General features: G+C 35.5%; 17 protein-coding genes. 8 read left to right on the forward strand and 9 right to left on the reverse strand.

Annotated elements, in window-relative coordinates; all coding sequences use genetic code 11:
• Positions 1–2 precede the first annotated feature (2 nt).
• The 3 genes from ACM40_RS10505 to ACM40_RS20570 form a co-directional block, all read right to left on the reverse strand.
• Positions 3–2,213, reverse strand: coding sequence for a lantibiotic dehydratase family protein (locus ACM40_RS10505; protein WP_048502721.1), 2,211 nt, complete (start codon positions 2,211–2,213; stop codon positions 3–5).
• Positions 2,214–4,394 (reverse strand): prolyl oligopeptidase family serine peptidase, encoded by a 2,181-nt coding sequence (locus ACM40_RS10510; RefSeq protein WP_048502722.1) that lies wholly within the window; start codon positions 4,392–4,394, stop codon positions 2,214–2,216.
• Positions 4,395–4,555: 161 nt separating this feature from the next.
• A complete protein-coding gene (locus ACM40_RS20570; protein WP_165579301.1) occupies positions 4,556–4,729 on the reverse strand; it encodes a hypothetical protein in 174 nt (57 codons plus the stop codon).
• 378 nt (positions 4,730–5,107) lie between these two features.
• On the opposite strand from ACM40_RS20570, the gene ACM40_RS10515 reads away from it, so the two are divergent.
• From ACM40_RS10515 to ACM40_RS10540, 8 genes are all read left to right on the forward strand, one after another.
• A complete protein-coding gene (locus ACM40_RS10515) occupies positions 5,108–6,661 on the forward strand; it encodes a helix-turn-helix domain-containing protein (RefSeq protein WP_165579302.1) in 1,554 nt (517 codons plus the stop codon).
• Between the two features lie 239 nt (positions 6,662–6,900).
• Positions 6,901–7,029, forward strand: coding sequence for a hypothetical protein (locus ACM40_RS20840; protein WP_262483715.1), 129 nt, complete (start codon positions 6,901–6,903; stop codon positions 7,027–7,029).
• A 26-nt stretch (positions 7,030–7,055) separates the two neighbouring features.
• The gene (locus tag ACM40_RS20575) at positions 7,056–7,229 is read left to right on the forward strand and encodes a hypothetical protein (protein ID WP_165579303.1); all 174 of its coding nucleotides are present in this window, start codon (positions 7,056–7,058) and stop codon (positions 7,227–7,229) included.
• A 19-nt stretch (positions 7,230–7,248) separates the two neighbouring features.
• Entirely contained in the window at positions 7,249–7,404 is a 156-nt protein-coding gene (locus ACM40_RS20580; protein ID WP_165579304.1) for a hypothetical protein, read from the forward strand.
• 34 nt (positions 7,405–7,438) lie between these two features.
• Positions 7,439–7,621 (forward strand): bacteriocin, encoded by a 183-nt coding sequence (locus ACM40_RS10525; RefSeq protein ID WP_048502725.1) that lies wholly within the window; start codon positions 7,439–7,441, stop codon positions 7,619–7,621.
• A 53-nt stretch (positions 7,622–7,674) separates the two neighbouring features.
• Positions 7,675–8,118, forward strand: a complete 444-nt coding sequence (locus ACM40_RS20905) for a CPBP family intramembrane glutamic endopeptidase (RefSeq protein ID WP_048502726.1) — start codon at positions 7,675–7,677, stop codon at positions 8,116–8,118.
• Positions 8,119–8,131: 13 nt separating this feature from the next.
• Positions 8,132–9,214 (forward strand): HlyD family secretion protein, encoded by a 1,083-nt coding sequence (locus ACM40_RS10535; RefSeq protein ID WP_048502727.1) that lies wholly within the window; start codon positions 8,132–8,134, stop codon positions 9,212–9,214.
• Positions 9,214–11,376 carry a peptidase domain-containing ABC transporter gene (locus ACM40_RS10540; protein WP_048502728.1) on the forward strand — a complete coding sequence of 721 codons (2,163 nt, stop codon included), beginning with the start codon at positions 9,214–9,216 and terminating at the stop codon, positions 11,374–11,376. Before ACM40_RS10535 ends, ACM40_RS10540 begins: the two co-directional genes overlap by 1 nt.
• Positions 11,377–11,848: 472 nt before the next feature.
• On the opposite strand, the gene ACM40_RS10545 is transcribed toward ACM40_RS10540, so the two are convergent.
• The 6 genes from ACM40_RS10545 to ACM40_RS10570 form a co-directional block, all read right to left on the reverse strand.
• Positions 11,849–16,240, reverse strand: coding sequence for a GEVED domain-containing protein (locus ACM40_RS10545; protein WP_083996828.1), 4,392 nt, complete (start codon positions 16,238–16,240; stop codon positions 11,849–11,851).
• Between the two features lie 291 nt (positions 16,241–16,531).
• Positions 16,532–19,459, reverse strand: a complete 2,928-nt coding sequence (locus ACM40_RS10550; RefSeq protein WP_048502730.1) for a reprolysin-like metallopeptidase — start codon at positions 19,457–19,459, stop codon at positions 16,532–16,534.
• A gap of 218 nt (positions 19,460–19,677) precedes the next feature.
• Positions 19,678–20,346 (reverse strand): DUF6048 family protein, encoded by a 669-nt coding sequence (locus tag ACM40_RS10555; protein WP_048502731.1) that lies wholly within the window; start codon positions 20,344–20,346, stop codon positions 19,678–19,680.
• Positions 20,312–20,788, reverse strand: coding sequence for a DUF6452 family protein (locus ACM40_RS10560; RefSeq protein ID WP_048502732.1), 477 nt, complete (start codon positions 20,786–20,788; stop codon positions 20,312–20,314). Before ACM40_RS10560 ends, ACM40_RS10555 begins: the two co-directional genes overlap by 35 nt.
• Before the next feature lie 31 nt (positions 20,789–20,819).
• Positions 20,820–22,226: a 23S rRNA (uracil(1939)-C(5))-methyltransferase RlmD gene (gene rlmD, locus ACM40_RS10565; RefSeq protein WP_048502733.1), complete on the reverse strand. Its 1,407-nt coding sequence runs from the start codon at positions 22,224–22,226 to the stop codon at positions 20,820–20,822.
• A 167-nt stretch (positions 22,227–22,393) separates the two neighbouring features.
• Positions 22,394–23,917, reverse strand: coding sequence for a TlpA family protein disulfide reductase (locus ACM40_RS10570; RefSeq protein ID WP_048502734.1), 1,524 nt, complete (start codon positions 23,915–23,917; stop codon positions 22,394–22,396).
• Positions 23,918–24,186: the final 269 nt, after the last annotated feature.

A 24,186-nucleotide genomic window follows, 5' to 3' on the forward strand; every position in this document is an offset into this window, starting at 1 on the left:
GCCTATTTCCTGTTTTTATACATTGGGAAGATAAATTCATGTTTATAATCGTCATTTCTGTTAAATAGAAACTCCTCAATAATGATTGATTTTTTTAGTTTTATGGTTTCGATAAAAAGCTTTGCCATATCATAATTTTCCAGATTCATTGTTAAGGTATTATCAAAACTTACCCATTGAATCCATGATGGAATTTTCCTCTTAATTCTCCAGTCTTCAAGCTGGATCAGAAAATATTCTCTATCCTGTAAATCAAAAGAAGGAATATCTTTTTCCGCTATTTTCCATTGGGCTTTTGACAGTATAATATTCCCATACTCTACTCTGGGTAGAAATTTATAAATATCTTCTAATCCTCCCCATGTAAAATATAATCCTTTCCGTATATCCTGGGAGTAAAGATCTGAGAGGAAGTGATACACAGGTAAGGTATTACCGGAATAATTATGGGCACTTGTTAAACAAGGTCTTATTTCTTTATTCAGCTTTTTGGAACGTAAAACAATTCTCTCATTTTTCAAAGAAATATATAAATCATCTACCAGTATTTGTTTTTCCTTTGGTAATACAGATTGAGACAAATAAGGGATTTCATATTGTCTTAAGGTTGGCCTTCTGATCACATTGCCAATTCTCGCTTCGGGTAAATGAACGATTTCTGCCAAAATATAATCAGGATTTAATTCCTCTTCTTTTTTTGCAATTGATTTTGAGAGGACTTGCATCTCTGATCTTTCCGAACAAAATCTTCCCAGCAGATTTGCTGCACTGCTCCCTGTACTGGTATTTAAGAATAGTTTTTCCTGATCATTATCTGAAATAATCTCTGCTAAAAAAGAAATTGTATCAGGTAAATCATCCCGATTTTCTTCAAAATCTTTGAAATCGTCGTCTGACAATTCTATTTTATACCCATCTTCCAATAAAGCATTTTGTAATTTTTCATTAAGAATTGTATGAACCGGACTAAGTTTAATATACAAATCCTGATCTTTTTTGGAAGTTGATAGCTGCAAATCTTCCAAATAGGGATGAAGCCCTTTTGCTGCATTATCTTGGTTATAGCCAATTCCAACTTCTGCATCTAGAACATACACTAAGGACACTTCTTGTGTTTGAAATCTTTCGTTAAATGCTTTTTTGAATTTTTCTAAGTAATTATTTTTTTGTACCCGGTTGAGTTTATTTAAAAAGATAACTCCTTTTTTTACCTCTTTTTTCCAATGATTGGGTAAAACAAATGGGCTTTCCGAATACAAATCGGTCTGAAAAAGATATTTTTTTTCATATTCAGCACCAAAAGATTTAATTAATTCTTCTGTTTGAGTATATTTTAAGATTGGATTTCCAATGTTTTGATCCAATTTAGTTAATTGATTCTTTACAGAAATTAGAATATTCAACTCTTTATCTGCCTCTATTTTTTCCAGAATAAAAATAAGGATGTCTAAAAAATCTTTTCCAGATACATTAGGTTCTAATTCACTTACAAGAACTTGATTATCTATTAGCTCATTGATAAATTCCAGAGATTCTTCCCGGGTTATTTCATGATTAATGAGGGTTTCTGCAAGCTGTTGTAGTGTTTTACCTTCTTTTGACAGTTCAAGTATTTGCTGTAATTCTGATGAAAGGGGTGCTGATGAAATAATATAATCTCTTTTCTCTCCGTTATACTGATATTCTACATAACGGATTTTGTTTCCTATCCTGTAAATACTATTGTTTGGAAATAAGAACAATTTATTTCTTATTTCAGGCGATTGCACAAAATACTGAGCCAGACAAACAAGAAAATACATGTCTAATTTGGTATCTCTAACTAACTGTCCATCTTTTGTCTGATCCTGATGACTTGCATATCCCCTATTTATCATCTCTTCACCAAATTCCCCTAAACCAACACAAGAAAATAAGCCGAATGGTGTACAACGGGTACTCATTCGACTATAGTATTTTAATATCGTGTTCTTTAGTTTTTGATCGTCTTTTGATAAAAATTGTTTTTCTGAATTCATCCATTTAGCCACTTCCTCATATAAGTATGGTGAAGCTAAATATATGGCTTCCTTAAAAATAGAATTCCCTGTAATTTCTTTTAATTCGCTATCTGAAATTTCTTTTTTATTAAATTTTTCTATAAAATTTTTGCAAGAAAATAAGGGAGTACGCACAATATACTCATTAAAAAACTGGTAAGGAAAACGAGACATCTATTTTTTTGTGTTTTCTTTTGGCTGGTAATCAGGATGTCCCAATTGCCAGAAGGCAAATGCAAAAATATCTCCTATGCCGGCATATTGTTGGGCCACAGGAATGTTAGCACCATGCCCTCCTTCAAAATCTATTTTTAGTAATATATCATTGTCCGAGGCATCATCTGCCATCAATTTTGCTGCAAATTTTGTAGGCATCCATGGGGAAACTCTCTGATCGTTTATCCCTGCAGTGATCAAAGTCGCAGGATATTTCACCCCTTTTTTAATGTGATGGTAAGCATCCATTTCTAATAAATCTTTAAATCCTTTTGGATCTTTTACACTTCCAAATTCTTGCGGCTGCCCATTAGAAGTTACCTCTTCTCTAAGCATATTCAGAGATCCTACTTCTGCAATAACAGCCTTAAAAAGATCTGGTCTTTCGGTCATTGCTCTACCTACCGCAATTCCTCCTGCACTACCTCCCCAAATCGCTATCTTCTCTTTTGAAGTATATTTTTCTTCTATCAGGTATTCCGAACAGTCTATTAAATCTCTCCAAGTATTAGGTTTTGTTTCTTTATACCCTCCCAAACGCCATTTTTCTCCTTTTTCTCCACCACCTCTAACATGGGCAATTGCCATTACACCTCCTTGATTTACCCATAATAAATAACTTTTAGCAAAAGCAGGGCTGTCAACTATTCCATAAGAGCCATAAGCTTCCATTAACAACGGAGATGTACCATTTTTAACCAAGTTTTTATTATAAATCAAAGATAATGGAATTTCTTCTCCATCTCTGGCTTTTACGGTTATCTCTTTTGCTATTATATCTTTGAATTCAGGGTATTCCACAATTGGTACAAGATTTTCCGGTATGAAAGTGCTGGTTTTAGCATCATATCTAAAACGTTGCTCATCATTTGCCCATCCTGAACATGTTACCCAGATATCCGGGTAGCTTTGTCCTTTAGATTCCAAGTCAATATTTCCCGATGGAAACGGAAGTGGGATAGGAATATCTTTTCCGCTTCTGTATAAATATAATTTAGCCTCTACTCCATTTTTAGTAGTTGTATAATAGATACCATCTTTCGTAATTTTATACCCTTTTATAATTTCATCTTCTCTTTCTGGAATTAGTACTTCAGCATTTTTAAAATCTGGATGATCAATACTGGTTTTACATAATTTATTAAGAGATGAATTATAGGAAGATTGAAAAATAACTTTATCATTCCAAAAATCTAAATTTTTAGCTTTGTCATTTGATTCAGAAAATGGCTTCCAATTTTTCTTGCCGGCTAACAGATCTTTTTTACTTATTATAAATGTTTTTCTGAACGATTGATAGTCCACCAACATCCCTTTATAATACTGATCCTCAATGTTAGATCCTAAGATCATCGGAAACTGGTCTTCAGTAATTTTTAAATCAGGATTATTTTTTGCAGAAAAAACGTCAATTATTTTTTTCGGATCTGTTCCTAATTTATATAAAACAGTTTTGGTATTTTTATAAAAATTTATAGATTTTGGATCAATTGTTGAAAAAGCAACATAAAAAAAACCACTATTATCATCTAACCATTTTATCCCATCCAAAGTAGCAGGTGCTGTATTGGCAATAAATTCAGGATAAACCTGTTTTTTTTTCACATCGATGATAATTACATCTGAAAGTTCTACTCCTTTCTCTACTATTGAAACAGCAATTTTACTACCATCCCAGCTAGGACTAATATAATTGATTATAAATTCATGATCCGCTTCTGAATTTTTATAATTGGCAGGATCATAAAGTAATTCTTCTTTTCCTGAGTCTCTTTCTCTATAATATAGTTTTGCTATTTTTTCATTAGCATTTCTTTTTAGATAAAAATATTTATCATTATTAGTTATTTTCAATTCAGATACAGAATAGCCTCGCCTTTTATCAAACTCTAACCTTTTTTCTATATAATAGTTCCTTTTAGGAATTAGATTAAGAACAGAATTTGCATAAGCTGTCTGTGACTTCATCCAATTGATCGTTTGAGGATTTTCTAAATCTTCCAGATTTCTATACTCATCCACTATCTTAGTATCAAAATATAGATCTGTTGTAGGCTTTGATACAGCTTTATTTATTTTTTGGGCACTTATATTGAGTATACAAAATTTACTAATAATGATAAATATTAATCTTTTCATTCTTGCTTAGAGCCTGTTTAAATTTCTTAATTTATTTCTTGTACAGTATATAAATCTCTTTTCAAATTTATATTTTAGATATTTATTTGTAAAAAGGATAAATTCATATACGATTTATTAATGTCCAATATAGTTGAAAATCATATATAAAATAGAGGCCCCTATCCATTACATTTAGCGCTTGGCATCTGCTGTATTGGAGGTGTTGTTGGATCCTGATCATCATAAAGATCCAGCTGAAATCCAGAACCGCCATTTATTTTTTTCATATTACTAAGTTTCATCACCTGTACTTTCTTCAATGACAATTTTTTGTCTTGATTTTGCTTTTTCATTTATTTGATAATTTTTTGATTAATTACGACAAAGAAAGTGATTTTTCATAAAATTAGGTATAATTGTATCTATAGATTTATAAATCCATGTTTAATATACAAATATAAATCATTGATATTGATCAATTTAAACTCTATCGATTCATTTCAATTATATATGAAGTTTTAATTATGAAAATCATATTTTTGTAGTTTATTTACAAAATGAAGAAAGCTGCTTACCTTTTTTTAATTATACTATTTAGTAATTTACTTTACTCACAGGAAAAATCTATTGACAGTTTAAAGACATTTAGTTTTAAGGATCTAAAAGATAAATTTTATACTTATTATGATAATGGCAAAACTATTGAATCCAAAAGTATTGCGAAATATTACATGCAAAAAGCAAAAAAAGAAAAAAATAATGGAGAAATAGCCGAGGGCTATATCCTTATTCATCTTAATGAAAATTTTCCAAATGCTTTAAAATATTTAGACAGTTTATCAGTACTTTCAAAAAACAAACAAACAAGTATTTCAGCGGCTAAGATATATACGCTAAAAGGAAATCTTTATTATAAGTATGATAATCTTAAAGCTTCTTTAAATAATTATATTTTAGGATTAAAATATGCCAAAATCCAAAATAATCAAGCGCTGATTGATGCTACTAATATTAATATTGCCTACCTCAATTGCTATATGGGCAAAAATGAAGACGCAGCAAAAACATTCAGACACTATCTATATAATGTAAAAAATTCTGAATTAGACCATAATCAAATGCGCGTAAGCCTTATAAACTGCTATATTGAAATTAATAAGCTTGATTCTGCTGACGTTTTAATTCAAGAAGGACTAAATTCTCAGTTTGTACACAAGAATAAATATGGCATTAACCAATACTTATATCTATCCGGGAGAGCAAAGCTTAAACAGAAAAAATATAAAGATGCCATAGCTGAGCTATCAAAAGCATACCATTATTTTTCCAGCGTCAATGATAACACGGCGAACTATACATTATTCTATATCGGTAAATCTTATGCAGGATTGAAAAATAAGGAAAAAGCGGTACAAAATTTCATCACATTAGATGCTAATTTACAGAAAACAAACTTCACTTCCTTCCCTGAAATCCGGGAAGCATATACCTATCTCATAGATTATTATAAAGAGAAAAATGATAAAGAGAAGCAGCTTTATTATATTGAAAGATTTTTAAAAGTAGATAAAAAACTTGACGAACAATTCAAATATTTATCTACAGAGCTTCCTAAAAAATATGATACTCCTAATCTTTTACAGGAAAAAGAAAGTATCATTAATGATTTGCAAAACAGAAAAATGATTCTGAATATATCTATTGGTTTTCTATCAATAGTTCTTGTATTGCTTACTTTTTTGTACTTCAGGTCTAAAAAGAGAGAGAGACAGCACAGGAAAATTGCTCAGGACCTGATCAATTCCATTGAGATGAAAAGCTTTAAAACTCAGGAAACAGAACCCATCATCATCCCTTCTCCTGCAATTGAACAAACTGAAATAGAAACAGAGGATAAGATAGTTAAAACTACTCCAGAAGATATAACTCAATTTATCTTAAAAGAGCTTGAAATTTTTGAAAGTAAAGAGCTTTTTTTAAAGAAAGGAATTACATCCGCAAGTTTAGCAAAAAGTATTAAAACCAATACTACGTATTTATCAGAAGTTATCAATACTCAGAAAGGCAAAAACTTTGCAACTTATCTTAATGACCTTCGTATAGATTATGCCCTTAACAGGCTGATAAAGGATAAAAAATTCCGTTCATATAAATTATTGGCCATTGCTGAAGAGCTGGGCTATAATAATGAGCAGTCTTTTTCTCTGGCTTTTAAGAAAAAAACCGGAATTACGCTTTCTGTCTATATTAAAGAAATTGAAAAATCTAACAATTCACAATCATAATTAACTTACTTCTTTTCAATAATTTACAACTTTCCCCATTTATAAATCTATGGCTTTAGATTTATAAATCTAAGATTCATCTCCTTTTTTTGCTCCAGGTTCTTACGTAAGTTTGCTCCAGGTAAGAACACAAATACCCTTTTTTATATGTGTACAGTATAAAAAATAGTAAGCTGATCAGCAAAAGCCCATGTCAGGGTTTATATGACAAAAAAAGATTCAACTTTAAAATTAAAAAAATGAAATTAACATTTTTAACAACAAAAGAGCTAATAACAATCGAAGGTGGCTCGGGAACTGGGGAACCGCAAACAATTAATATTCTGGGTAATGTTATCTATACAGGTACACCACCTTTAAATCCTTAATAAATAACAATTAAAATTAATTTACAATGAATTTAGCAAAATTAAACTTAGTAGAGCTCGAAGCTCATGAAACTATATTAGTTAACGGTGGTGGTAATGGTGGTTGGCTTTGGCTGGCGGAACAGGTAATTGAGAACTGGAATGAAATTAAAAGCGGACTTTCCGATGGATGGAACGGAAATTATAATCCACCAAAATAATTAACTTAAAATTTAAATTATGACAAATATTCAAATACTGACAAACGAAGAACTTTTAATGATAAACGGAGGAGACGGTTTTTGGTATGATGTGGCTTATGCAGTTGGGGCTTTAGCACATGAATATGTACATCAGGTTTCATTAGCAGGCTATTATGCTAGTGCAGGTCATTAATTTCTTTAACTTATTAAAATAAAAAAAATAGAATATGAAAAATTTAGAAACACTTACAAACGCTGAACTATCATCAATTAATGGAGGGGATGGTTTTTGGTATGATGTTGCCTATGCAATTGGAGCTGGTGCTCATGCAGCTGCTAATGTACTGGTAGCTGCTGCGGATACAATCGCTTCACATCCTGTTGGAGGACCAAGAGGCGGCTATAATTAATAATATTAATTACTAAAAATTGCTACCTTATAATAAGGTAGCAATTATTATTTATGAAAAAACTATTTATTTTCTTTTTAATTTCATTTGCTCTCGCAGTAATTAATGGATATTTTTTTAATTATATTAATGATATCTATTTGCACTTTGATGTAAATCAAGATAAAAATCAAAATATTTCAAAAAATGAACTAAACTTCATTGCAATATTCATTGCTCCTTTTATAGAAACTTTTGCATTTCAATATCTTCCGTATTTAGTCTTAACCAAATGGATAGGTATCAAGAATAACATAATTTGTATAATTACTATGAGTGTAATTTTTTCATCGATGCATTATTATAATTGGTTATATATTGTTATGACATTTTTCGGAGGATTAATTTTAAATAATCTTTATGTTTATTATTATAAGCATACTCATAAATACAGTTTTATTTTAACGGTTTTCTTCCATGCATTATTTAATCTTTACGGATTTCTATTTGTAATGTAAAATCATTTTCTCAATGTTTAAAAAATCAATTTATATAGGAATTTTAATTCTTATAATTACACTCATATGCACTTTACCGATCATTAAAATCCCGATTTCCTCTTCATCAAGAGGGGTGATACGATCTGTACAGGAGAATACTAAAATCTCTGCCATTGTTTCAGGAAGAATAATTTATAGCAAATTAGAAAAAAATAATCAGGAAATAAAGCAAGGTGATACGTTATTCATCGTAACAGCAGAACAATTAGACACCCAGAAAAATCTACAAACCAGTCAAAGTTCAGATTATTCAGCACAATTACAGGATCTAAATAAACTTACAAAAGGACATGCTTCAGGATTGCAAACCGGGCAATATCAAAGAGAATTATCTGCTATGCAGGAGAAAGTTGCACAGGTACAAACACAATTATCTTTAGCGCAGAAAGATTTTGACAGAGCTTCAACATTGTATAATCAAGGGGTAGTTCCAAAAGCAGAATACGATAAATTCTTCTATAATTTGCAAGGTCTTAAAAATCAGATTGCTGGTATAAGAGAACAACAAATTGCTCAATGGCAAACACAAAAAAGAGAAACGGAAAGACAAATTCGTTCTCTGGGCTCAGAAGTACAACGTATTAATCAGGAGCAGAAAAATTATATTATTACTGCACCAGTTTCCGGAAGACTTGTTAATTTCTCCGGAATACAGAAAAACAATTTTCTTACACAAGGTCAGAATATAGGAGAAATATCTCCGGAAGTCTCTTTAATTGCTGAATGTTTGGTTTCCCCAAAAGATATAGGTTTTATCCACAAAGGACAAAATGTAAAATACCAAATCGACACTTATAATTACAACCAGTGGGGACTACTGGAAGGAAAAGTAGCTGAAATTGATCAGAACATTAAAATTAATGAACAAACCGGAGAAGCTTTCTTCAGAGTTCTCTGTAAAATGGATAAAAACCATTTGCAACTAAAAAACGGATATAAAGGAAATATTGGAAAGGGAATGAGTTTTACGGCTCGTTTTCATTTAATAGACCGCACATTGTGGCAACTATTATTCGACAGAATAGATGATTGGTTCAATCCGAAACTAAAATAATGAAAAAAAACATACTTGTAAAACAGCATGATATAAAAGACTGCGGTGCTGCATGTCTTGCTTCTGTTACAACACATTACGGATTAAAAATGCCTATTGCCAAAATCAGGCAGATCTGCCATACCGATACAAGAGGTACCAATGTTTTAGGTTTAATACAGGGGCTGGAACAAATGGGTTTCAATGCAAAGGGAGTAAAAGGCGGTATTGATGCTTTGCCGGAGCTTCCGTTACCTGCTATCGCACACATTATTGTTAATGGACACATGCACCACTATGTAGTCATTTACAAAGTTGCAAAAGACAAAATCACGGTAATGGATCCTGCACGAGGAAAACTGGAAGATTACAAAACAGAAGATTTTTCAAGAATATGGACTGGGGTTCTTATTCTCATGGAACCCAATGAATATTTTGAGCAAAGGGATGAAAAAACAAGCCTCTATAAAAGATTCTGGAACTTAGTCCGGCCACACAAAAGCATTTTAATTCAGGCATTATTAGGAGCCCTGGTTTATACTATTTTAGGATTATCGACTTCAATTTATATAGAAAAAATCACAGATTATGTTTTAATAGACGGAAATAAGCGTCTTCTTAATCTGCTGTCAGTAGGAATGATTGTTATTCTGCTTTTCCAGATTTTTATCGGCGCGATGAAAAGCGTTTTGGTATTGCAGACCGGGCAAAAAATGGATAAGCACCTCATTCTCGGTTACTACAAACATCTGTTAAAGTTACCTCAACGGTTTTTTGATACGATGAAAGTTGGTGAGATAATTTCAAGGGTAAATGATGCCGTTAAAATAAGAACATTTATCAATGATGTTTCGATACAGATTTTTGTCAATATTTTTATTATCATCTTCTCATTTGCTTTAATGTTTACATATTACTGGAAACTGGCTCTGATTACGGCATTGGTCATTCCATTTTATTTTTTAGTCTATTGGATTACCAATAAATTGAATAAAAAAGCAGAACGAAAGTTGATGGAAGAAAGCGCTGAACTGGAATCCCATTTGGTAGAATCAATTACTTCTGTAAAAACCATTAAACAATTTGGAGTAGAAACGTTTGCCAATAATAAAACAGATAATGCTTTCTCAAATCTTCTTAAAACGATCTATGCTTCGGTAATGAACGCTTTATTTTCAGGAAATTCCTCTGAATTCCTATCAAGAATTTTCACTATTGTATTGCTTTGGGTTGGCTCCGGATATGTAATTGACAGGGTAATCACCCCTGGAGAATTGTTGTCTTTTTATGCTCTGATAGGATATTTTACAAGTCCTGTATCCCAATTAATCGGAATGAATAAAACTATTCAGAATGCATTAATTGCTGCTGACCGTCTTTTTGAAATTATGGATTTGGAACGTGAAGAAAATACAGAAAAGCTAGACCTTACAAAAAAAAATATTGGAGATATACAATTTAAAGATGTGAGTTTTAGTTATGGAAGCAGAGCGGAGGTGTTTGCTAGCTTTAATTGTCTTATAAAAAAAGGAGAAACTACAGCTATTGTTGGAGAAAGTGGAAGCGGAAAAACTACTTTAGCTTCGTTAATTCAAAATCTGTATTCGCTTAAAGCAGGTAAAATTATGATCGGAGATTATGATATTAATTATATATCTAACTATTCTTTAAGAAATTTAGTTTCCGTAGTTCCACAGCAGATAGACTTATTCTCAGGAAATATTATTGAAAATATAGCTTTAGGAGAGGATTTTCCGGATATACAAAGGATTTTAAACATCACCAAAAATTTGGGAATATTAAATTTTGTTGAAAAATTACCCAACGGTTTTCAAACGTATCTAGGTGAAAACGGAGCGTTGCTTTCCGGCGGTCAGAAACAGAGAATAGCCATTGCCAGAGCTTTATATAAAAATCCTGAAATTTTAATATTGGACGAAGCAACTTCTTCTTTGGATACAGAATCGGAGATCGTGATCCAAAATACGTTACAGGAATTTAGAAATCAAGGCAAAACTATGATTGTTATCGCCCATCGTTTAAGCACTATTGCCAATGCAGATACCATTCTTGTAATGAAAGAAGGACAAATTATTGAAAAAGGAAACCACAACGAACTTCTAAATACAGACTCTGTTTATAAATCTATGTGGGAAAAACAAGGGACTAGGTTAGATTATTAAAGCTAATATTATGATTGATTTTATGCTTACTTTATTTTTAGCTATTATGGAGTTTTTAGATAAAATCTTATAATACCAATGACAAAATGGCTTTGTAATATTCTGCGTTTGGATATGGATATTATATACACCACAATAAATGAATAGAAAAATGAATCTAAATAAAAAGTAATAAATTCATTTTTTATAAAATACATTTGTCTAATTTTCAAATTACAATTTAACCATTGTTTTCTTATCCCGAACTCAGATTATTTACGAATTAATCCAAAAGCTGAAAGCTGAAATCTGAAAGATAATCTTTATCATCAGCTATTATTTAAAAGAATTTCCGATAATATTCTAACCATAAACAAACACAAATCACCAACTATTTTGTCAGTTAATTAAGATATACTAAAATCAAAAATACAAGACCCAACAATAAAAAAGCCCTCATCACTGAGGGCTTACTTATATTTGAAATTTAATATTATTCTTTAATAAATTTCTTCTGAACTGTTACTCCATTGTCTTCGATATCTATTACATAAATACCGCTGATCAATTTAGCGACGTTAACCTGGTTATTAAGCAGAATACCGTCACCGATAACCTGTCCTGCAGAATTGTAGATCTTATATTTAGCTTTCTTGCTGATATTTTTCACATACAATACTGTACTTACCGGGTTAGGGTAAATCATGATATCCGTCTGATTAAGAGAATTCGGCACTCCCGGTTTAGAGATTCTTACAGAATAATCTTCTACTTCCCCGTTGGCAAAATTGGTACAGTTCACAGGAATTCCGTCTCTCATCATTGCCACTCTCATTACTACATATTTGTAGTTCGTCATGCTTACGTAAGCGTCTACAGGTACATTGAATGTTCCTGTAACAGGAGTTGTAGTATTTGGAGGTGATGTGAATACTCTTTCATCAAGATCAAAATATCCGTTTCTGTTGAAATCGATCCATACCGCGATACCTTCATCATGGTTGGTTCCGTTCCATTTCTTCTCAATTGTAATCTGGTTTCCTGTAGATCCCTGAACCATTTCAATAAATGTATCAGGTACTCCTGTATAGTTTGTATAGCTGGAAGGTCCCGACTCATTCTCCATCTTAGGTCTTCCGTTTGGAACTACCGTAACTTTGGAGATATGTTCGTTAACAGCATTTTGAGAAGCCATCTGGCAATAAACTACTGTAGGTGTTGTGAAATAGTATGGAGGTGTATATGTACCTGGGGTACCATTACAAACATTCACCACCTGCATTTCATATTTCGTTTCTTCCAATAATCCTGTTATAGTGTACGTATTCGTTGTTAATGGAACATTTGTCCAGCTTGGAATACCTACTTTTCTGTATCGAAGGATGTAAGTAGCCCCAGGGAAACCTTCCCAAGTAACTTCAGCCCATGTAGGATTAATCTGAGTTATCGTTAATCCCGGAGGAGGAAGTTCACATGTTCTTTCCGTAGTAAATACTTTCGGGTTAGAATATGGGTTAAGAGTAGTTTCTCCAACACATTTATTAGCCACTCTTACTTCATATTTTGTATATGGGTCTAAGTTTGTTAATAAATAGGTATTGGCAGGAGGTGCAATGTTAGGAACCTGTGTCCATGTAGCTGCTCCTACTTTTCTCCATTCCAGTGTATATGTTGAGCTTGCTGAAAGCGGTGCCCATGTAATCAGTGCGGAATTTGTAGTGATATTACTTACCGTAACATTTGGAGGTGTAGGATCACATCTTGTTACAAATGTCTTGATCGCAGTAAATGTACCAGCAACATCTCCACAAACAGTAGCCACCTGAACTTCATAGATGGTAGCCGGAGTTAAACCGGTCAATACCAATGGAAGGTTATTTAATAATGTTGAAGCATATACTTCTGTCCACGCTCCCGGAGGAGTTGCCTGAACTCTGTATCTTACAAGATAAGTTACGTTAGTTGCCGAACCTGTTAATGTAAGAGTAGCTGTATTATGAGTAGCTGTAATCGTAGGCTGGTTTGGTGTTGCGTTGCTACAAGGTCTGATTCTTACCGCATAGTCTTCAACTTCACCGTTTACCGCATTCTGACACATTACCGGAGCACTTGTACGTTTAAGAACAACTCTCATTGTAGTGGTAAGCGGACCTGTATAAGCAGCTCCCGGAACAGAGAAGGTTGCAGTAATAGGAGTTGTTGTGTTTGCCGGAGAGTTTATAATTTGTTCTGATGTTTCAAAAACACCGTTTCTATTATAATCAATCCAAACTGACACTGCATCATTACTTGTTGCACCCGTCCATCCTTTTGCTACAGAGATCTTATTATTCGCAGAACCTGCATCAAGAGTGATTAATGTTTGAGGTGTAGTATAGCTTGTATAGTTATTCTGTACAGTAGTATTGCTCATCACCGGCACTCCAGGGTTGGAAGAAGTAACAGTTACATTTGAAATGTGGTCGTTAGTTCCGGTACCTGTCATCGGACAATAGGTAAGCGGTGGTGTTGTAAACTGTACTGTTGTAGAATATGGTCCTGTAGAAGTTCCACATGTAGTAGAAACCTGTACATCATATTTAGTCTGCTCAGCAAGTCCAGGAATAGTATAGTTGTTTACTCCCGGTGCCAAAGTCACAGGTGGAATTGTGAAAGTTGGTGCACTGGCCAGTTTCCATCTGATCGTATAAGTAGCATTTGCTGCAGCCATCCAATAAACCGTCGCTGTAGAAGCAGTAAGGTTGGTAACAGTAATATTTGTAGGTGGTGCTGTAGTACAGGCTGGCTGGTCAATAAGTTTCACAGCATAGTCTTCTACTTCACCCCATGTGAAAGTTCCACAAGGAGCAGCCGTAGCACTTTCTCTCAACGCTACACGCATACGGGTGGTAAGGTTTCCTGTGTAAACTCCTCCGGCAACGTTTGGTACAGTGAAGGTAGCAGTCACAGGAGTGGTTGTATTACTTGGTGAGTTCAATACCTGTTCGGATGCTTCAAAAACTCCATTCCTGTTAAAGTCAATCCATACACCTGTTCCGAAAGACCATTGAGTTCCCGGCCATGTTTTTTCGACAGTAATAGTATTCGCTCCTAAACCTCTTACCAGAGTAACAAGTCTTGCAGGATCTGTGGTATAATCTGTATAATTACTGAAATCTGAAGTGCTGGTCATTGGGATGGCAGCATTCGGCGTTACAACAACTTTACTGATATAGCCGTCAATAGTGCTGCTTGTAGAACCAGAAGTACAATAAGAAATAGCAGGAGTCGTAAATGTGGTGCTTGGAGAGAATGGTCCCTGGGTTCCACCACAGATTGTAGCAATCTGCACTTCGTATTGGGTCTGTTCTGTAAGGTTGTTTATTGTATAATTACTCGCAAGAGGAGTTGTAATATTTACTGAGGTCCATGTTGCGGCACTTACAGCTTTATATCTCAGTACATAAGTAGCCCCTGTTGAAGGCAGCCAACTTACAAGAGCTGTAGTTGGGGTAACGTTGGAAACTGTAATATTACTCGGAGGTGCGGTAGTACATGGCTGCAATGCCATAACTGTTAATGTAAAGTCTACATAGTTACCATAAGGTGCAGATCCGCATGAATTTACAGTTCCTATAAACGATGTTGCCGTTCTTACCCTGTAATTACCCGGTGCCTGTGACGCTGGAATGACAATTGATGCCGTTCCGTTTGTAACATAGTTGGGAGTTGCCAGAATTGTTTCACCCGGATCATTAAAGCTCATATTATTATTCCAGTCAACCCAAACATAATAATAGTAAGTACTTGTTCCGGAATTCAGGTTCATTGTTACCGTGTTACTAGGTAAAGCGGTAATAACCGGAGAGGCACTGTTAACATAAGCCGTATAGGAATTAGCCGTATAGTTGATATTCGTGATTCCCCCTGTCGTATTAACAGTTTTCAGATAATATGAAGTTGAACTGGAACCTCCTGTAGGTGTACAATATCCTGTAAATATATTCAAAGGTCCGATCCAGGTACTCTGATCCGTTCCGCTGCATCTTGATCTTACCCATACATAATAAGCCGTATTGGCTGTCAATGGAGAAAGTGTTGTACTTGTCCCGGTTGTAATGGTTTGTGAAGGTAGAGTTGCAGATGTAGGAGCTGTTGCGGATGTACTGTAGTAAACATCATATCCTCCTGCCGGTACGGAAGAAGGAGCAGTCCAGCTGATTGCCGCACTTGTTGTTGTCACAGTTCCTAAAGTTAATCCTGAAGGCGGTATACACGAAGGAGCCGCTCCAAAGGTGAATTGAACATTGGGCCTGTTGGAGTTAACAGTTCCTGTATTGGTAGTAGGGGCAGTATTATCCACCTCTATATACATATGTCTTGAAGTAGCACTAGAGTATGTAAAAGCACTTCCTGAAGTACTTCCGGTTCCGGTACCTCCATAGTCTGTTTCTACCAACACCATCAGGTTTTCTGTCCCGTTGTAATAATAAGGCGTTTGCAGGGTGATGGTGTTCCAACCTGTCGTTATATTATTGATCGTTCCGGTATACACTAAACTAGCACCGGCCTTGGTTGTTGGCCAGTCTTGCGATGCAATAGTGTTTGTTGCTGCCGGAACAGTTTTTAAATAAACCTTTACCGGAGCAGTAGCACTCGTAGCTGTTGTGGCATTCCACGCTACTGACAGTACACTTCCTCCAGCAGGCATATTAATTTCTGCTGCAGTATAAAGTGATGCATCTCTTTGATACCCATAGTACACACTCAAAGGATATCTTTGAGTACTTGTACCTGTACCAATGGTAACTGTTTGTGCCTGTGAAAACAGCCCGAAGACCATACAAAGCAATGTTATGAGCACCCTAAAGGGCCGGCTCATTTTACAGAGTAAAAATCCACTCATATTTTAAAAATTTAGTTATAATAACAATAGTAATAAGGTATAGTATTTCTTATTTGATGATGCTCAAGTACGTTTGGAGCATCTGTTTTACAGATTATCTGTATTGAAAAAAGTAGTTTTTTAATTCATACGCTAATATTTTAATAATTACACAAATCTAATAATTTTTTCACTATTAATATATTCATTCAAATATTTTTTTGTAAAAATTTCACAATAATAATACATTCTGTGTATAAAAATACAAAATCCTCAGGAGGACCTGAGGACTTTATACTGTCTTAATTAGGATTATTTTTTGATGAATTTAGATCTGAACTGATCTTTATCTTTTTCATCTATCGTGATCACATATCCGCCTTTTACAAGAGAGGAAACATTGATCTTTCCATCATTAATATTTCCGTTTCCTACCAGCTGACCGGCAGTATTGTAAATTTTATAGACTGCTTTATCTGACACTTTGGTCACATTCAGAATATCAACTACCGGGTTAGGATAAATCTGGATGTCATTATTTGGATTGCTGACATCACTTGTACCCAGTGCAAGCTGAATCTGAACAGGATAATCTTCAATTTCACCATAAGCAAACCCATTACATCCGTTTTCAGGCTGATCTTCGTAAGCCATTACCACTCTCATGATCACTTTTTTGTCTGTATATGCATTAGCTGGTACGGAGAAGGTTCCTGAAACAGGAGTTACCACGTTTGACGGGCTGGTGAAGATGATTTCAGAATCTGTGAAGTTACCATCCCTGTTGAAATCTATCCAGGCAGTTACTCCTTCGTTATACTGGCTGGCAGTCCATGCCTTTGTAACACTGATGGCATTACCTGAACTTCCTTGTCTAAGGGTAATTAATTTTGAAAGGTCTGATGTATAATCTGTATAAGTGGAAGCTGCACTGGTATTGGACACCGCTGTCATTCCAACCGGAGTTACAGATACGTTTGAAATATATTCATCATCGGAGCTTCCTGTAGCATTGGTACAGTATGCATAAGGCAATGTACTGAAGTTGGTACTTGCAGAATAGGTTCCTACAGTGCTTCCGCATATATTGGCAACCTGTACTTCGTACTGAGTAGTATCGTCAAGTCCTGAAATATAATAAGAATTGGTTGGAACATTTACCGTAGTCCAGTTTGTAGTTCCTGTTTTTCTGTATCTTAGAGTATAAGTAGCTCCCTGAACCGGTGCCCAGGTAATATTTCCTGAAGAAATTGTTAATCCTGAAGCGGCAACTCCTGTAGTGGCTGCAGAAGAACAAGTTGCTGTTGAAGCAGCTACTGTAGCATTTCCTATTGCATAGAAAACATTACCTACGGCACTTACCCTGATCTTTATATTCGTTCCGTTAGGAAGGGAAGAAAATGTAAAGGCTTCCGCTCCGTCATTCGGTGTGGATGGCGAAAGTACTACCCATGTCAATCCGTTATCTGCAGTGTAATCTATTTTTACATTGGGTGTATTGTATATACCGCTGTTGGTGTTCACAACATCCCAGGTAACAGCACCTGCTGTATTATTATAAACAGTCGTTGAAGTCACTTTAAAAGGTCCCTCGTTTCCTACATTGATATTCTGAAGTCCTGAATTGGTTTGCTGCTCATTTACAATCGGGCTGTTATCTCTTGCTGTAAATACAAAGCTTGAAGATCTTGCTCTGTTGGATACCGTTTCCCAGTCTGCTGCAGAGGAAAGATTCCCTGCTAAAACGGTACCTAGTTTAGGGAAATATCTTGTAGGTGAAGTAGACGGAAGTATAGATCTAAACAGCGGACCTACTCCTGTATCTCCATTAACAGAAGTAACCGGAACACCAGCATTATCAAACTGCTCCCACGTAAAGGTCATAGGATTTCCCTCCGGATCAATAGCATTTCCTGTAAGGGCAAATGCTGTCCCTTTCGGAATGGCATAATCATTTAATGCAGCAATTACAGGAGGATTATTGGTAACCGAAGTTTCAACATCACAGGTTTTAGCAACAAGGTTATTCTGAACCTGAAGGATGCTTACGACATGAAAATAAGGATCGGAGTTATTCTGAACATCAGCATTGGTAATCCCTGCATATCCCATAATAGTGGATCCTGATCCTGGTTCCATATTAACTCCTGCACCTTCAAGATTATGAGAGAAAGTATGGTTGGCTCCCAGCTGGTGTCCCATTTCGTGCGCTACGTAGTCGATATCAAATGTATCTCCCTGCGGAATAGCATTGGCCGGTGAAGTGTATCCTGAACCTTTAGCTTTAGCCGTTGGTGTTGCAGGATTTACACAGATACATCCTATACATCCTGCATTTCCTCCACCTCCGCTTCTTCCGAAAAGGTGTCCTATGTCATAATTTTCGTTCCCTACAACACTGGTAAGGGTTTGCTGAAGCTGAACATTCCAGTTCCCCATCTGGGAAGCAGGAGAATATGGATCTGTAGCAGCATCCATGTAGACCAGTGTAGGATAGTTGACCATATTAAGGTGTATCCCCATGTCTTTTTCAAAAACTCCGTTTACCCTTGAAAGTGTAGCATTCATAGCGGTAAGGGCTCCTGCCTGGGTACCTCCGAAGTAAGCAGTATATTCTCCGGTTACGGAAAGGGCAAGCCTTAGAGTTCTGTACTTTTTATCTGAAGATTTAGAAAAATCCGTATTATTATTGGCAAAGGATTTATTGGTATTGTAAAGTTGGGCAATCTCCTTTTTAGAAAGAACATCTTCATCCATGGAACACAGGAAGCCCTGGGAGCCCGAAGGTTTTGTTTTTCCGTGCACTCCATAAATGGTTTTAGAGGCATTCTGAGGTTCAATGAACTGGTATACCCCATCTTTAATAATCATGGACTGAAAATCATTGGGAGCCAGTGAAAATCTTAAATACTTGGAAGGATCATCAATTCCCACCCCTACATAGGATCCCAGCTGATACTGATCGGCAAGGTTTTTAGCAATAACAGGAAAGCTATAAACATTAAATCTTTCAATTTTACCGTCTAAAGTAGGAAGCGAAATGGCAATAGGTTTTGCATTCTGCCCCATCTCCTGAGCTCCGGCAAGCTGTGATCTTAATAAAGAAATATCGAGAGCATAATATTCTTTAACATCTGACCGCTGTATTACTTCTCCAGACCGTCCCGTAGAGGGCGTCCACTGGGCAGTAGCAGCAGCAAACATACAGAGAGAAAATATTGAAGTAAAAATTTTCTTCATAATTATTGAGATATTAGATTAATTTTACAAATATAATATTTCCATTAAAATAAAATCATTAAATCATAAACAATAATAAATAATCACCACAATACAACCCATTCAAAGTATTATTATAAAAAATTAATCCTCAGAAAAATCTGAGGATTAATTATAGTTACCGTTTATTTTATACAGTATAATAAATATTATTCTGCTTTTATTGAAAACAAACTGTTTTAAAACTTATAAGCAATATTCCATGCAAAACCCATGTTGAATTTGGATGAGCTTTTTCCAAATCCGGGAACTATCATTGGGGTAATATCATCCTGTTTGGACGTATATACTAAATATCTTGGCTGGAGGTTGACATCAATATAAAAATTGGATTCAAAGAGCTGCACTCTTCCTCCCAAAGTTCCTTCCACCCAGGCTGAAGTTTGTGATGAAGACGGAAATGCCACAGATGAACCACTGCCCCCAAAGCCACGAACCGGAACTGCCATATATTCCTGATTGTAAAATGCCCCTCCTATCTTACCACCGGCATAAAAACCGTTGAATTCATTTTCGAGGTCTTTTGCCAGCATATAAAATGCACCCACCTTTACAAAAGGACCGCTTGCTTTTGCATCGTAGCCATTTTTTTGATATACATTTTTCTCAAAACCGGCTTCTGCAACAGCATGAATGTTTCCTTTCACCTTAGATGAAATAAAACCCTGATAAAGAATCCTGTCTGAAAAAAAAGAAACACCCGCATTCAGGATATCAAAACCTACCATAAAGTTCGGCTTATATTTTTCCTGCACTTTTTTAGCTTCGCCGGTTTCTTTTTTTTCCTGGGCAAACCCGGCTACTGACAGGATGCTAAAAAATAAGGAAAAGATTAGTCTTGTCTTCATTCTCTATTTGGTTTTGTCCTGCTTCAATTTTCTGTACAGGATTGGGTTGTATTAATTCTGAATTCAAATTCTCATATGTTTTCTTAATTCCACATCCGGGAGAAACATAGATCGCCTTCGTCGTATAATTAATCCGCACGTGAGATTCTACTCCTTTATCTGCAAGTCTGAAATAAACATCTGTATAAGGTGAATCATCAACTCTTAACGGGATAAGCCTGGAATCTGTTTTCTCCGTTTTTCCAAGCTGCACTTTACCGGAGCCATAATCTACAGCGACATACAATGAATCTAAAGTTTTGGGTTTTCCAGACACTACATCCTTGAATGCCACTTTCATTCTTGGTGTTCCCTCTCCACTTTCGCAGATATCGTCATCTCCGCCGCAGGAAAAAAGCATCCCTACAAAACAGATCATGATGAGAAATTTAAAATACTTCATATTAAGATTTGAGAGTCAAATTTAAATAATTTTATTTTTTAACAAGCAATGCGATGTTTTCAACGTGATGGGTCTGCGGGAACATATCTACCGGGAGGATTTTTACCAGTGTATAATGTTCTTTCATTAAAGCCAGATCTCTTGCCTGCGTTGCTGAATTACAGCTTACATATACTACTTTTTCTGGGGCAAGCTTCAGGATCTGTTCTACCACTTTCTGGTGCATCCCGTCTCTTGGCGGATCGGTAATCAAAACATCTGCTTTCGGATGATTTTCCATGAATTCATCGTTAAAGACATTTTTCATGTCTCCACAATAGAATGTCGTATTGGTAAGACCATTTAATTCGGCATGCTCAATAGCAGCATCTATGGCTTCCTGTACAGATTCTATCCCGATTACCTGCCTGGCATTCCTTGCCACATATTGAGCAATTGTTCCCGTTCCCGTATAAAGATCATAAACCACTTCATCCCCCTTTAAATCTGCAAACTCTAATGTCTTTCTGTAAAGCTCCAATGCCTGCTTATAATTGGTCTGAAAGAATGATTTAGGACCTATTTTAAATTTTAGTCCGTCCATTTCTTCCATCAGGAAACCTTCACCGAAGTAAATATTGATATCCAGATCGTATATGGAATCGTTCTGCTTAGGATTGATGGCGTACACGAGTGTTTTGATCTGTGAAAACTGTTCAAGTAAGAATTGGAAAAGCCTTTCCCTGTTTTCTTTTTCTTCTCTGTAAAGCTGGAATAATACCATCCACTCACCTTTGGAGTTCTGTCTCATCATCAGGGTTCTCAAAAATCCTTCCTGGTTTCTTACGTCAAAGAAGTCCAGCCCGTTGTCTACTCCAAACTTTTTAACAGCCAGACGGATCGCATTGGACGGATCTTCCTGCAGGAAACATTCTTTAAGATCCAGGATCTTGCTCCACATTCCGGGAATATGGAAACCCAGAGCATCCTTACTGCCAAAATTTTCCTCAGAGCTTATTTCATATTGGGTAAGCCATCTCGCGTTGGAAAAGGAAAACTCCATTTTATTTCTGTAGAAATACTGCTCTTCAGCACCTAAAATCGGAAGGGTTTCGAAATCATCAATTCCTCCGATTCTTTTAATATTATTGTATACTTCTTCCTGTTTGAAATCAAGCTGTTTTTCATAGCTCATATTCTGCCACTTGCATCCTCCACAGGTTCCAAAGTGAATACATTTAGGATCTACTCTGAATGGTGACTTCTCCAAAATTTCTACCGTTTCGGCTTCATAGTATTTGGATTTGGATTTTTTAACCCTGGCATTCACTACATCACCGGGAACCGCCCCGGAAACCAAAACGGTTTTCCCCTCTTCGGTTTTTCCTATGGCAACACCTTTTGCCCCTGCCCCAAACAGCTTAATATTTTCAAGAATTATATCTTTCTTCTTTCTCATCCCTAAACTCAATTTCTTTTAATGTTCAGATGTCACCCTCCGGCTCATCATCAACTCTATTTTATTTTTTCTAATACAGCCGAAAGAATTCTCCCGGTTTGATTCCGCAAAAATACAATAAAAAAAACCTTATCCGAAGATAAGGTTTCCATCTATATTAAAGTTTATTATTTTGTTGGAGCTGGCTGAGGATTGGCAGGCTGCGCAGATGGGTCAGCCGGCATTCCCGGCATCATCTGAACATTAGGCTGTAGTTTCGGCGCAGAAAGCCCCGTAAGTTTATCTAATATGGTCACTACTTCCTGTTCGCCAAGATTTACAAAAGATCTGCTGGCAATTTTACCGTCTTTATCAACGATTACAAAGCAAGGCAGTTTAAATCCGTAAACTCCGTATTTTTTAGCAATATCTGAATCGAGACCTTTCTCTCCATATACATTGGTTCCCGGAATTCCTTTCAGCAATGCACTGCTTGTTTTTACGAACTGGTCTTTTGTATCATCTACGTTCACAAAAACAAAGTTCATTTTAGATTTATAGAAATTCACCACTTCTTTCAGTACAGGAACTGTAGCTTCACTGATGTAAGGATTCCATGATGCATAGAAAAACAGCATGTATGGCTTTCCTTTATTTTCAGAAAGCTGGTAAGATTTACCGTCTGCTTTTATTAATGCTGCTTCAGGGGCAGCTTCTCCTACTTTAAGACCGTTAACAGCTAACTGCATTTTAACAAGGTCCGCCTTAATACCTGCATCTGTAATATCCGTATCGATGATTTTCTTAACTTTATCCATATTCTTCGCAGGAGCACCCGGATGAATATCCTGAGCCACTACAAATGCCAAAAGATAGTCTTTAGCAGTCTGTGAAACTTCTTTTCTGTCTTTCAGGAACTGTGCAAAAATTTCAGAAGTGGTAACGTCTGTTTTTCCTTTAGCTTTTGCCTCGGCATACTTTTGGAAGTCAGGACTCATTTTCACAAGAAGATATTGTCTGTATAAAGGAATCGTTTTTACCATTACGTCTTTATCTCCTTCCAGCTTGGTTTCATAATCCTTGAAATCTTTGGAAACTTTAAATGAAGGGTTTCCTGACATCTGTCGCTGTGACATCTCATAATTGGCAAGAAGGTTAAGGATCGTCACTTTCACATCATTCTTCTTCCACTCCAGGATTCCTTTGCTTGGATTATTTTTCTGAGCAAGCTCATCTACATTTTTATTGATATCGGCTTCGATCTTCTGAGCTCCTTTAAGGAATGTTTTCTCATCACCGGACATTAGTTGCTGGATATTGATTTTACTTCCGTACTCACCCAGGAATTTTTGGCTGGCCTGAAGGAAATCATTATTTTTCTTAGCATCTCCTGTTACTACAAATTCATTAGGGAAAGTCATTGCATTTCCTGAAATATTCAGTTTCTGCCCGCCTTCAAGATAAATAAGGTTTTGTCTTCCTGCATAATTAATGACATACATCCCGTCTTTAGGAGCTTCAAAGCTTCCTGTAAAGTTTCCACTTTTATCTAAACCAATATTAACAAGCGGAAGGGTTGCCACGCCAGAAGCTTCAACGAATTCAATTCTTTCGAGTGGTGAACTTCCGGTAATCTTTCCTTTAACTTCAACTTTTTTTGAACAAGACATCACAAAAGCTGTGATGATAAACAATAAAAGATATTTTTTCATTTCAATTTTAATATTACGCAAAAATACGTTTTTTGCGGCTTGTTGATTAACACTATTTATTTTTTTTGAAAATTTTATGGAATACCCTCAAAAAGGGAGTTCCAAGGCCTTTCCCGTTCTTAAAAATTCCACCATGGAAAAATAGATTCTAAAAACCCAGGTTCATTTTCATATGCCTATGTGCTCACCAAATATAGACTTATTAAACAAGGAATGTCTTATTTAAGCAACAACTTAACAAATTTTAACAGCGATGGGGTATGTATAAA

Source organism: Chryseobacterium sp. BLS98, from assembly GCF_001045445.1.
GTDB lineage: Bacteria > Bacteroidota > Bacteroidia > Flavobacteriales > Weeksellaceae > Chryseobacterium.

What these genes read in the sequence shown, in the direction of transcription:
- ACM40_RS10505 (WP_048502721.1), bottom strand. Translation starts at nt 2,213, where the DNA reads ATGTCTCGTTTTCCTTACCAGTTTTTTAATGAGTATATTGTGCGTACT.
- ACM40_RS10510 (WP_048502722.1), bottom strand. Translation starts at nt 4,394, where the DNA reads ATGAAAAGATTAATATTTATCATTATTAGTAAATTTTGTATACTCAAT.
- ACM40_RS20570 (WP_165579301.1), bottom strand. Translation starts at nt 4,729, where the DNA reads ATGAAAAAGCAAAATCAAGACAAAAAATTGTCATTGAAGAAAGTACAG.
- ACM40_RS10515 (WP_165579302.1), top strand. Translation starts at nt 5,108, where the DNA reads ATGCAAAAAGCAAAAAAAGAAAAAAATAATGGAGAAATAGCCGAGGGC.
- ACM40_RS20840 (WP_262483715.1), top strand. Translation starts at nt 6,901, where the DNA reads ATGAAATTAACATTTTTAACAACAAAAGAGCTAATAACAATCGAAGGT.
- ACM40_RS20575 (WP_165579303.1), top strand. Translation starts at nt 7,056, where the DNA reads ATGAATTTAGCAAAATTAAACTTAGTAGAGCTCGAAGCTCATGAAACT.
- ACM40_RS20580 (WP_165579304.1), top strand. Translation starts at nt 7,249, where the DNA reads ATGACAAATATTCAAATACTGACAAACGAAGAACTTTTAATGATAAAC.
- ACM40_RS10525 (WP_048502725.1), top strand. Translation starts at nt 7,439, where the DNA reads ATGAAAAATTTAGAAACACTTACAAACGCTGAACTATCATCAATTAAT.
- ACM40_RS20905 (WP_048502726.1), top strand. Translation starts at nt 7,675, where the DNA reads ATGAAAAAACTATTTATTTTCTTTTTAATTTCATTTGCTCTCGCAGTA.
- ACM40_RS10535 (WP_048502727.1), top strand. Translation starts at nt 8,132, where the DNA reads ATGTTTAAAAAATCAATTTATATAGGAATTTTAATTCTTATAATTACA.
- ACM40_RS10540 (WP_048502728.1), top strand. Translation starts at nt 9,214, where the DNA reads ATGAAAAAAAACATACTTGTAAAACAGCATGATATAAAAGACTGCGGT.
- ACM40_RS10545 (WP_083996828.1), bottom strand. Translation starts at nt 16,240, where the DNA reads ATGAGTGGATTTTTACTCTGTAAAATGAGCCGGCCCTTTAGGGTGCTC.
- ACM40_RS10550 (WP_048502730.1), bottom strand. Translation starts at nt 19,459, where the DNA reads ATGAAGAAAATTTTTACTTCAATATTTTCTCTCTGTATGTTTGCTGCT.
- ACM40_RS10555 (WP_048502731.1), bottom strand. Translation starts at nt 20,346, where the DNA reads ATGAAGACAAGACTAATCTTTTCCTTATTTTTTAGCATCCTGTCAGTA.
- ACM40_RS10560 (WP_048502732.1), bottom strand. Translation starts at nt 20,788, where the DNA reads ATGAAGTATTTTAAATTTCTCATCATGATCTGTTTTGTAGGGATGCTT.
- rlmD (WP_048502733.1), bottom strand. Translation starts at nt 22,226, where the DNA reads ATGAGAAAGAAGAAAGATATAATTCTTGAAAATATTAAGCTGTTTGGG.
- ACM40_RS10570 (WP_048502734.1), bottom strand. Translation starts at nt 23,917, where the DNA reads ATGAAAAAATATCTTTTATTGTTTATCATCACAGCTTTTGTGATGTCT.